The 10,445-nt window shown below is 69.0% G+C and carries 9 protein-coding genes; 3 read left to right on the top strand and 6 right to left on the bottom strand.

Annotated elements, in window-relative coordinates; all coding sequences use genetic code 11:
* Positions 1-158 precede the first annotated feature (158 nt).
* Positions 159-623 carry an ester cyclase gene (locus FNH08_RS33755; protein WP_152775333.1) on the bottom strand — a complete coding sequence of 155 codons (465 nt, stop codon included), beginning with the start codon at positions 621-623 and terminating at the stop codon, positions 159-161.
* 141 nt (positions 624-764) lie between these two features.
* On the opposite strand from FNH08_RS33755, the gene FNH08_RS33750 reads away from it, so the two are divergent.
* On the top strand, positions 765-1,673 hold the full coding sequence (locus FNH08_RS33750) for a LysR family transcriptional regulator (protein WP_152775332.1): 909 nt from the start codon (positions 765-767) through the stop codon (positions 1,671-1,673).
* Between the two features lie 280 nt (positions 1,674-1,953).
* Here FNH08_RS33750 and FNH08_RS33740 read toward each other — a convergent pair whose 3' ends face one another.
* Together FNH08_RS33740 and FNH08_RS33735 are read right to left on the bottom strand one after the other, a co-directional pair.
* Positions 1,954-2,694: an aggregation-promoting factor C-terminal-like domain-containing protein gene (locus FNH08_RS33740; protein ID WP_322725946.1), complete on the bottom strand. Its 741-nt coding sequence runs from the start codon at positions 2,692-2,694 to the stop codon at positions 1,954-1,956.
* A gap of 145 nt (positions 2,695-2,839) precedes the next feature.
* The gene (locus FNH08_RS33735) at positions 2,840-3,556 is read right to left on the bottom strand and encodes a PH domain-containing protein (protein WP_152775330.1); all 717 of its coding nucleotides are present in this window, start codon (positions 3,554-3,556) and stop codon (positions 2,840-2,842) included.
* A gap of 211 nt (positions 3,557-3,767) precedes the next feature.
* On the opposite strand from FNH08_RS33735, the gene FNH08_RS33730 reads away from it, so the two are divergent.
* The gene (locus tag FNH08_RS33730) at positions 3,768-6,014 is read left to right on the top strand and encodes a protein kinase domain-containing protein (protein WP_322725945.1); all 2,247 of its coding nucleotides are present in this window, start codon (positions 3,768-3,770) and stop codon (positions 6,012-6,014) included.
* A 62-nt stretch (positions 6,015-6,076) separates the two neighbouring features.
* Here FNH08_RS33730 and FNH08_RS33725 read toward each other — a convergent pair whose 3' ends face one another.
* Together FNH08_RS33725 and FNH08_RS33720 are read right to left on the bottom strand one after the other, a co-directional pair.
* The gene (locus FNH08_RS33725) at positions 6,077-7,201 is read right to left on the bottom strand and encodes a trypsin-like serine peptidase (protein ID WP_152775328.1); all 1,125 of its coding nucleotides are present in this window, start codon (positions 7,199-7,201) and stop codon (positions 6,077-6,079) included.
* A 214-nt stretch (positions 7,202-7,415) separates the two neighbouring features.
* Complete coding sequence (locus tag FNH08_RS33720; RefSeq protein WP_152775327.1) at positions 7,416-7,868, bottom strand: SgcJ/EcaC family oxidoreductase; 453 nt, start codon at positions 7,866-7,868, stop codon at positions 7,416-7,418.
* Between the two features lie 95 nt (positions 7,869-7,963).
* Here FNH08_RS33720 and FNH08_RS33715 point away from each other — a divergent pair, with 95 nt between their 5' ends.
* Complete coding sequence (locus FNH08_RS33715) at positions 7,964-8,935, top strand: LLM class F420-dependent oxidoreductase (protein ID WP_152775326.1); 972 nt, start codon at positions 7,964-7,966, stop codon at positions 8,933-8,935.
* Positions 8,936-9,009: 74 nt separating this feature from the next.
* Here FNH08_RS33715 and FNH08_RS33710 read toward each other — a convergent pair.
* The coding region (locus tag FNH08_RS33710) for an outer membrane protein assembly factor BamB family protein (RefSeq protein ID WP_228034508.1) at positions 9,010-10,445 on the bottom strand (1,436 nt) is incomplete at its 5' end.

Raw genomic sequence — 10,445 nt, 5'->3', positions numbered from 1 at the left:
GGTGGGAGGCGGGACCGGCTGAGGGATCTGTTCCCCGGCTACTGGGCCTCCACGGCGAACATGACCCGACGCCTCACCACGCATGCCCACCGGCGCCCCGGCCGCTCAGGGCCTGTCCGAGGGGGCGCCGGGTGGGCATGCACGCCGGGCGGGGCCGGTTATGGCGTCTCGGTGAGGTCGACGCCCAGTTGACGGAAGAAACCGAGGTTGTCGTACTGCACCCATTCCTCGGCCAGTCGGCCGTCGTCGTCGTAACGGAAGATGTTGATCAACTCGAGCCTCATCGACTGCCCGTTGGGTTCGATGGTGCCCACCGGGGATGCCTCGAAGGGGGCGGTGAATCGGCCCGACATGGAGGTTCGGCAACCTATGAAAGCTCCCTGGCTGACGATGGACCGCCGCTCGCAGGCGAATCCTTCGAACGCGGCGCGCATGGCGGCGAAGAAGGACCTGAGCTGTGGATAGGTCATATCACCGTCCGGACCGTGAAAGGCGAAATCGGCGGCGAAATACGCGTCCAGCTTCTCGTCATCCGCCACAGCGATAGCCTCGCGGCCGATACGGACAAGAGCCCGCGCCCGCTCGTCGTAACGGGTGTCATCAGGGGAAATGAACTCACTCATGAAAAGCCTCACTGAGCGCGGGGGCGGATTCGTTCGCTATCGACCCTAGTCTTCCGGAAGCAGACATTCCCGCTGTGCGGCATGCGACAATTGACCATCTGCCATAACCCATGCGCATAGGTACACGGTTAGAGTGGCACGATGCCCGAACTCGACATCGATGCGCTCCGGATCGTGCGTGCCGTGGCGACTCACGGCTCACTGAGCGGCGCGGCACGCGCACTCGGTTACTCCCAGCCCGCCATCTCCCGGAAGGTTGCCGCCGCCGAGAAGGCGGCCGGGCAGCCGCTCTTCTCCCGGAAGCCGCGCGGAGTCCGGCCGACGCGCGCTGGTGAGGTCGTCGCGCAGTTCGCCACGGAGACCCTCTCCGGACTCGACCGGCTGGACGAACGGCTCAACGAACTGACCACGGGCCGCGAAGTCCGCGTACGAGTGGGGGCCTTCCCCGCCGCGAACGCCGCGTTGCTCCCCTTCGCCCTGGCCAGGGCGCTGAAGCAGCAGAACCGGCTGACGTTCGCGATCACGGAGGCGTCCTCGCGGAGCCTCGTACACCAGGTCGTCAGCGGGCGGCTGGACGTTGCCGTCGTGGCGTCCGGCCCCGGGCTGCCCCATCCGGCCTTCGAGGGGTTGCGGGTCACCCCACTGCCCGGCGGTGAACTGACGGTCGGCGCGCCTCGTGATCACCGGCTGGCCGCCATGGAGGGCCCCGTGCCCGTGCACGAACTCGCGCACGAGTCATGGATCGTGGGAAAGGGAGCCTCGGACGAACCGCAGTTCGGCGCGTGGCCCACACTGACCGACCCGCTGATCGGTTTCCGTACCCGTACCTGGCACAGCCGCTTCGGTCTCGTCGCCGCAGGACTGGGCATTTGCCTGATCCCGGAAATCCTGGCGCCCATCGTGCCTGAAATCATCACCCTGGTACGAGTGGACGATCCCAACTGGCTCGGCCGGCGCATTCTCGCGATCACCCGGCCCGACAGCGCCGACACGCACGAGATCATCGTCGAGTCGCTGCGCGATTCCGGCGCCGAGCAATTGGGTGCATAGGGTCAGGTCAAGTCGAGAATCCGCCGTACAGCGCCCGTGACTGCGCGTCTGATCGCCCCGAACACTCCTGTCGCCACGGCCACATCGGCCCCCGCCACAGCCACGTCCGCCCGGGCCGACCCGGCGTGGCACCCGGGACAGGAACGGGGCCAACGGCGCTTTCGTACGCCGCACTTCTTGCATATCGCCATGCTTCGGATCTCCTCGGATTTCGCCGTTCTGATCGGCCGTCAGCCAGCGCCAACCGGCCCGCCGGGACCGGTTGGCGCCTCGGCGGGGCTCAGTAGGAGCCGTTGGCCTGCCAGAAGGACCAGGCGTCGCAGGGGCTGCCGTAGCGGTCGTTCATGTAGTTCAGGCCCCACTTGATCTGTGTGGCGGGGTTGGTCCGCCAGTCGGCTCCGGCGGACGACATCTTGGATCCGGGATAGGCCTGCACGAGACCGTAGGCCCCGGAAGAGGGGTTGACCGCCTTGTAGTTCCAGCCGGACTCGTGGTCCACGATGTTGCTGAAGCACTGGAACTGGTTGCCGGGCACCATCCCCCGCGCGATGGCCTGTACCTCGGCCGTGGTGTACGAGGACTGCGGCGCGAAGCTGGAGGCGTCCGCCGTCGAGCTCGACGAACTCGACGAGCTCGATGAGCGACTGGCCTTCTGCTCCGCCTCCTCGCGGTCCTTGGCTTCCTGCTCGGCCTTCTCCTGCTGAGCCTTCTCTTGGGCCGCCTTCTGCTTGGCTGTCGCGTCCTGAGCAGCCTGCTTTCGGGCCTCCTCCGCCGCGGTGAACACCGCGCTGCTGTCCGCGGCGATGGCCTGCGCGTCGGCCTGCTGCGTCAGGGAGGCCGTCTGCACCTGGGCCTGCTGCCCTACGGGTAAGTCCGCAAGGAGGGTCGAGCCGCTTGCCTTCGTTTCGGCGTCGTCCGTCGACTGGCCGGTGCTGCTCTGGGCAACCCCCGCAACGGCGCCGACAGTGGTGACGGCGGTGGCAGAAGCCACCGCGAGTCCCCGAACTAAGTTCCCACTCACACCTTTTCCTTCCAGCCTCGCCCGATCAAGAGTTTGAGCGTCGCAAGACTAGACGTTCGAGCGGTCGCACTCGCTGCATCAGCTCAGTGGCATTTTTGGGCCTGCGAGAAGTCCAGGGTGATCCCGCGCTGCGGGGCACCGTGTGTCAGTCGCCCCGCACCCGCCGGCGATACGAGAGGACCGCGGTCAGGGTGAAGACCAGGAACGCCCCCAGCAGCATGACCCAGAGCGGGCTCAGCATCGCCTCCAGCCAGTCGGGCCATGCCATGAAGAGCGGCAGCCCGGCCAGCACCATCAGCGGGAGGAACGCGCAGCCCACGGCGGTGAGCCCTGTCGAGATGGCCTTCTGGCGGGCCTCGTGCCGGTGGATGGCGACGGCGGCCTCGGGGTTCGGCGTCCAGTCCTCACCGCGCAGCTCCTGCCATGCCTCCAGCAACACTCCGAGTTCGCGCTCCACGTCCACGTGCACGTCGTCGAGGAAGGGCAGCAGCACCTTGCTGCCGTCCCGGCCGTAGGCGTGCACGAGCACACCGGCCGCACCGCTCTGTACAGCCCCCTCATAGCTGAACTCGACCTTGATGTCCTGGATGTCCTCCCAGGCCAGTCTTCGCCGTCTGAAAACGCCACGCGCATGGATCGCCTTGATGTCCGCCACGGTGGAACAGCGCAGGGTGGCGTAGAAGAGCCACCCCATGAGTGCCACCCACGCGATCAAGAAGGCGTACGTGAGGAAAGCGCCCAGGCCGTCGGCGCTCATTACGGCCCCCACCACGCTCACCGTGCCCGCTGCGATCACGAACAGGAACAGCAGCATCCTGTTCCGCTTCATCCGGTACTCGCGCGGCAGTGCGTCGTGCCCCACGGCCCACCCCCTGGCTCAGCCCCCTCCGGCCATCGCCGGAGCACCATGGTGTTCCTCCAACTCTCCTTTGTCGAGCGGGGTTTGGAGCTTTGCGTGAGTGGCCTTCGCGGTGATGTCATGGGGCGGCGCCACAGCGGGTGTCGGCGGTGATCGCCGGGGACTTAGTCTGTACGCCGGTTGGCATTCGCGAAGCGGGGACGGGGAGCAGCCAGTGGTACTCGGTGCGACAGATCCTGAGTCGATCGGCGGTTATCGGCTGGAGGGTCGCCTGGGATCCGGTGGCATGGGCGTCGTCTACGACGCACGGTCGGACTCCGGTCGCCGGGTGGCGATGAAGCTCGTCCACCAGCAGTACGCCGACGACGACGAGTTCCGGGGCCGGTTCCGTCAGGAGGTCGAAGCCGCCCGCCGTGTCAGCGGCGCCTTCACCGCGGCGGTCGTGGACGCCGACCCGGACGCGGTACGCCCCTGGATGGCGACCTCGTACGTCCCGGGTCCGACCCTCGATCAACGGGTCGCCGAGCAGGGCCCGTTGTCCGGGCAGGAGTTGCGGCAGCTGGCCATAGGTCTGGCCGAAGCCCTGCGCGACATCCACCGGGCGGGGGTGATCCACCGTGATCTCAAGCCGTCGAACGTCATCCTGTCCGGAGAGGGCCCGCGCGTCATCGACTTCGGCATATCCCGGGCCGCCGACCGGCAGACTCTCACGACCACGGGCCGCGTGATGGGCACGCCGCCGTTCATGTCGCCGGAGGCGCTCGTCACGCCGCGCGAAGTCGGGTCCGAGACGGATGTCTTCGCCCTGGCCGCGGTCCTGGCGTACGCGTCGTCCGGATCGAGTCCCTTCCAGACGGACGACAGCCCCTACATGACCGCGTACAACGTGGTGCATGAGCCGCCGAGCCTGAACGGCCTGTCCTCGGCCCTGCGGGAGATCGCCGAGGAGTGCCTGGCGAAGGATCCGGCCGAGCGACCGTCCGTGACGGACCTGCTGGAACGTTTCCGGTCGCTGCCCGCGGACGGCTACGCCCCCTCCGAAAGCCCCAAAGGCTCCGAAAGATCCAAAGACTCCGAAGGCTCCGAAGGCTCCGAAGGCTCCGAACCGGCATCAAGTGCCGAGGCCGATGCCGAGACCCTTGCTACTGCCAGTGCCAGTGCCAGTGCCGGTGTCGGCGGCAGGCTTCGTCGACCGCGCGGGCGGTGGATCGCCACGAGCGCGCTCGCCGCTGTGGCGGCCGTGGGGGCCGGTGCGCTTCTCGCCTTCGGGCCGTTGGATCAGCAGGAGCAGACGGCCCAGGAGAAGCAGGCGCAGACCAAGGAGGCCGCCTCGTCGCTTCCCGCGGGCTGGAGTGCCTGGCAGCGCACGCTCCCGTCCTCGAAGAACGGGTTCTGGAGCATCGCCGGCGGCCGAGCCATCCTCGATGGTCACACCTGCCTGACGTACTCCTCGGAGCTCTACTGCGGTGGAAACGGGATAGCGCTGAGCCGGCTCGATCCCGCGACGGGCCGCGCCCTGTGGAAGCATCCGGAGAGCGACACCACCGAGTCCTTGATCGGCGTCTCCCGGCACCGGATGGTCGTCGCCACGGTCCCGGGCCGGAGTGAGAGCACATACCGGCTGGAGGGGTACGGCGTCAGCGACGGCAAGCGGCGCTGGTCGGCGGACATCGGTGACGCGGCCCAAGGGGACATCTTCCGCAGTGGGCGGTCCGATCTCGTCCTCACACAGAGCTGGGACGCGCAGACGTACGTGGCGGTGGACGCGGAGACCGGCAAGACCCGGTGGTCGCGCCGGGCGAGTCAGACCCTGTCCTGCTACGAGGTGGAGGTGGTGAACCACCGCCCCTACGCCCTGTGCCACTCCGATTCGGACACCGCGGACTCCGCCTATCGAACGGCCGTCTACGCACTCGACCCGGCCACCGGTCGGCCTGAAGCGGTGGTCGATTCCCGGCAGGACCTGACCCTGGTGGGCTCCCAGGACGGCAAGCTCGTCCTGGTGGATTCGGGATTCGACGACACCACCAGCGGCTCAGCCGTGCTGCTGGTCGACCCGCGCAAGAAGTCGACTCGCCGGGTGCCCCTCTCCCTGAAGGCGGATCAGGAGGTCAGGGGCCTCATCGGCGGAACGCTGTACTTCGTCCGCCCCAACGGCGAGGTGTCCGCCGTGCGGAGCACGACGGGCAAGGAACTGTGGAAGGAGTCCACCCGGTACTCGGACGTGTCCGGGCCTGTCGTCGCGCCGGGGACGGAAGGGCCGCTGTACTTCGGCACACCCGGTGGGGGGTTCCTCTCCCTCGACGCCGAGAAGGGCTCCGTACGCTGGACGACCAAGGCACGCACCGACTCCGGCGGTCCGTCTCCGGATCTGGCACTCATCGGGGACGCCCTGTACGGGCGATACGGCTACGACCAGCTCACGACCGTGGACGTCAACCGGCCGAGCAAGTCCTCATGAGGGCCTCGGCCGCGGTTGCGGCGGACCGTTGATCGTCCGCCGCAACCGGGCCGGTTCTGGTGTCAGTTGTTGACCAGGTCGATCACCGCCTCCGCCCGGTCCCCGTGCTCCGCCGAGTAGACCTCCAGGCCCCCGGCCCGGTGACTGTGTGTGCCGACGATCTGGATGTCGCCGTCGTCGACGCCGTCGAGGAACGGGCCGCCGCTGGAGCCGTGGCCCATGTCGCAGTCGATGCCGAGCCGGTCGTCCAAGGGGTTCCAGTTGCTGGCGTCGCTGGTGTCGCCCTGGCAGGACATCATGCGCCTACCGTCGGCGAAGTCGCTGGTAGGGCGGCGATAGCCGTCGACGGGGTACCCGAGGACGGACACGTCGCTGTGATCGGTGTCGCCGAAGTCGTAGCCGTACGCTCCGACCGAAGCCTGGAGGGTGCCGTAGGTCGGGTGCTTCTTCATCACGAGAGCCCCCATGTCGTCGGTACGGAGGTCCGCCTCCTCGGACCACGCCTGGGGCACGATCACCCGGTCTGCGTACCATTCGCCCCAAGGGGCGTCGCGTTTCGCATAGGCCGGGACGAACTTGAAGTCCGTGTAGAAGCCGCTGTCCTTACCTCCGTGCAAACAGTGGGCCGCCGTCCAGACCGCGTTCTTGGTGTCCGACACGATGACGGAGGCGCTGCAGACTTTGCCCCCCTGGGGCGTTTTGAAGAACAGCTTCCCGGTGGCCGTGTTCGGCCACGAGCTCGGGTACTTGACGAAGTCGGAACGCGGCTGGGCCAGTGTCGACACGCCCTCCTCGGGGCTGTCGGCGCGCACGCTCCTGGGCGGAACGGCATGGGCCGAGAGTCGTGCCCTCTTGTCCTTGCCACTGTCGCCGCTGTCACCGCCGTTACCTGCATCGCCGTCGGGGCTTTTCGGCTTCTGTGAACGGCCGACGTCGGGTGATGCGACGGGTGGGTCCATCGGGTTGGCCAGCGCCTCGCGCATGCGCTCCGGTGTCCAGTACTCACGCGTCTGTGCCGCGGTGCTGCTCGTCTTCTCCGACAGAGCGCGGGACTCCGCCTGGCCCTGCTGTGATGTCGCGTCCCGCGTTCCCGGGGTGGTGTTCTCGGTCCCGGCAGCCGTCGCCGGGGCCGAGAACAGGCCCGACAGTGACAGGGGCACGACAAGCAGAGAGAGACTTCTGCGCACAGTGATTCCTTCCCCTCGAGGCACCCGATGGTCGATCGGGCGTCAGGGAAATGCTCGCGGGAAGGGAGCACGAGCCGTGGCCTTTTCACCGATGCTTACGAAATACTTCTCATCGGTCACAAGCGACCGATCCGACTGCTTCCGTCGCGTGCGCCCCCAGCGCACCGAAGCACCCACTTTGACCGACAGCCGACGCTACGGAGGTCGCGCCGGCTCAGCCGACCCGGACTTCGGTGTTCTGGCCGGCGTGCAGCAGCCAGGTTCCGTCGTCCTGCCTGGTCATGACGTAGAGCGGGGCGCCTTCCCCGTCGCCCTCTGCCGCATCGCCCTCTGGCGCGTGGTAGACCTGCCGGACCTTGACGGCCGCCACGTCGGGTCTCAGGAACTCGATGTGGACTGCCTCGTACGTGACTTCGCCACTCCACGTCGCGCCGGGCAGTACGGCGCGGGTGAACTCGGCGATCGCGTCGAAGCCGATGAGGACCTTGCCGTGGGCGGTGGTCCAGAGGGCGTCGGGGTGGAAGAGGGCGAGGAATCCCTCGACGTCCTTGGCTCGTTGGGTGCGCTCGACGGTGGCCACGACCTCTTCGATGGCCTTGATGTCCGCGGTCTTGATGTCTGCGGCCTTGGTGTCTGCGGCCTTGGTGTCCGCTGTTTCGGTGTTCATGCGGATCACTCTCGGACCTCAAGCAAACTTGAGGTCAAGAGCCTTCACGGTACGACTTCGGAGGCACGAGCCTCACAGCAACTACCGTGCCCTGTATGGACATCAGTGTGGTTGCCGCAGCACGTGAGGATGACAGCCCGGTCGATGAGCCGTTGAGGGTCGCCGTGGTCGCCGACCGGCTCGGGTACGGAGAGGTGTGGGTCGGTGAGGGGGCGACGTGGGACTCGTTCGTGCTCGCCACGGCGATCGGGGGTGCCACCGAGCGCGTGGCGCTCACGGCCGGGCCCGTTCCCGTGTCCGTGCGTGATCCGTTGACGATCGTGAGGGGAGCGGCTTCGGTGGCCGCTGTGACCGGCCGGCCGGTCGGGGTGGCTCTGGGGACCTCCAGCAAGAGGGTCGTCGAGGGCGTGCACGGCCGGCCTCGTACCCGGCCCGCGGCCGCGCTCGCGGAGAGTGCCGAGGCGGTGCGCCGGCTCATGCACGGCGAGCCGGGTGAGGCGATCGTGCCGGGGAGTGTCTTCCGGCGTCGGCAGCGGCCGCCGGGAGGGGCGGTGACCGTGGCGGCGTTCGGTGACCGGGCGATCGCCACGGCCGCCGAGCATTCCGACCGCATGCTGCTCGATGTCGTCTCGCCCGAGCAAGTACGGGAGCTGCGCGGCAAGTTGACCGCGGCTGCCGAGCGGGCGGGGCGGACGCCGCCGCGGCTGGCCGCCTGGCTGCCCGCGGCCGTGGACCCGGAGCCGGAGTCCCTCACCCAGGTCCTGCGGAGCATCGTCGGCTATCTGACCGTACCGGGGTACAGCGACGTGTTCGCCGACGCCGGTTACGGCGAGGCCGTGGAGCTGGCGGCCTCCGGGGCCGACCCGGACACCCTGCTCGCCGCGCTCCCGCCCGAGGCCGCGACCACGGTCGGCCTGGTGGGTGACGTCGCCACGGTGCGCGCCCGCGTGGACGCCTACGCTGCGGCCGGGCTGGACGAGATCGCCCTGGTCCCGGCCACCGCCGGCGACCGCGGCGGGGAACGGACGCTCAGCGCGTTGCTGGATGTACGGGGTCAACGGGGGTAACGGGGTTGATCTGCGGGCCGGTGGGGGCTGGTCGCGCAGTTCCCCGCGCCCCTTTCGGGGCGCGCCAAGGCCGCTCAGGAGGCAGTAGCGGGTGCCGACGGGCGTGCCTCGGGGGCGTCCGGGCGTACCGAGAAGGCCATGTCGCCCGCCACCCCCACGACCGCGTCCTTCGCCAGCGTCACGCTGGGGAGCCTGGCCTCCGCCGAGGACCCCGGGTCGTTCAGCTTGTCCGTGTTCCACTGTTCGGTGCCGGACTCGCGGTCCAGGGCGAGGAGGCGGCCGTAGCGGTTGACGAAGTAGAGGTCGTCGTACTTCTTCGACAGGACCGGCGCCGAGAGGTTCTCGATCTGGGTGCTCTGCTTCCACAGCTGGGTGCCCTTGGACGCGCTCACGGCGATGACGGTCCCGTCGGGGCGGACGAAGTACACGGCGCCGCCGACGACGGTGGGCGTGCCTCGCGGGGTGCCTTTCAGGGGGAGGCGGGTGACGGTGCCGGTGGTCGGGTTCACCCGCAGCAGGTTCTTGTACGGCTCGTCGCGCCCGTCGTCCGACTCGGTATCCGTGCTCTGCCGTTCCGCGAACAGCGGCTGTCCGCCGACGGCGCCGAGCGGCTCCGCCGTCAGGGGCAGCCCGCCGAGTTCGCGCGCCGTGCCCTTGGCCGGGTCCAGGCGCAGGAGGGCGGCGTCGCCCTTGAAGGGGTCGTCGGCGTTGACGCAGATGCCGTAGGGGGCGCCGCCCAGGACCGCCGGGGCGCAGGCGGTACCGGCCGACGACTTCGCCGGGGTCCGCCACAGGTCCTTGCCGGTCTTGGCGTCGACGGCGACGAACTCGGTCCCTTCGTTCGACATCGCGAGGAGGCCGCCGTTGAACAGGGCGGCGGGATAGCCCGCGTCGACTGTGGTGGTCCAGGACCGTTTCCCGGTGTCGGTGTCGACGGCGACCAGTTGCTGGGTCGAGTAGACGGAGTCCTCGTTCGGCTGCACGTGCACGTACACGAGCCCGTCCCGTACGCCGAGGGGCCGCTCGGCGGCCTGCGAGGTGCTGCCGAACCGCCACTCGACATCGCCCGTGGCGGCTGCGACGCGGGCGACCGTGAAGCCGGTTCCCGCGCAGTACAGGGCGGAGGCGGAGCCGCCGGTGACGCAGCCGGATTCCACGGTGTCCACGTTGGTGACCGGGGAGTCCTTCACGGGCTGGGTGAGGTTCGCCTGCCAGGGCTGCCAGCCGGTGGGGAGCGCCGGGGTGGGAGTGGCGGAGGTGTCGGAGGTGTCGGAGGTGGACGTGTCCTTGTCGTTCAGCCCGTTCGACAGCTGGTAGGCGACGTACATCCCCGTCGCGGTGACGGCCAGGGTCGCGGCGGCGGCGATGAGGGCGGTGCGTGTACGGCGGCGGGGGCGCCGGCCGCCGGAGCGGGTCGCGGCGGTCGTGGCGGGCACGGCGGTCGTGTCACCGGGTCTGCGGGAGATCGGCGTACTCCGGCCCGTCGGGGGCGGAGTGGGCACCACGGCTG

It is taken from the genome of Streptomyces spongiae (assembly GCF_009377185.1).
In the GTDB taxonomy this organism is placed as follows: Bacteria; Actinomycetota; Actinomycetes; order Streptomycetales; family Streptomycetaceae; genus Streptomyces; species Streptomyces spongiae.
The sequence above is the reverse complement of the archived record's forward strand: the minus strand, read 5'-3'. Positions and strand labels throughout refer to the sequence as shown.

Excerpts from the sequence above, each read along its gene's own strand:
- FNH08_RS33755 (WP_152775333.1), bottom strand. The coding sequence starts at position 623 with ATGAGTGAGTTCATTTCCCCTGATGACACCCGTTACGACGAGCGGGCG.
- FNH08_RS33750 (WP_152775332.1), top strand. The coding sequence starts at position 765 with ATGCCCGAACTCGACATCGATGCGCTCCGGATCGTGCGTGCCGTGGCG.
- FNH08_RS33720 (WP_152775327.1), bottom strand. The coding sequence starts at position 7,868 with ATGAACACCGAAACAGCGGACACCAAGGCCGCAGACACCAAGGCCGCA.
- FNH08_RS33715 (WP_152775326.1), top strand. The coding sequence starts at position 7,964 with ATGGACATCAGTGTGGTTGCCGCAGCACGTGAGGATGACAGCCCGGTC.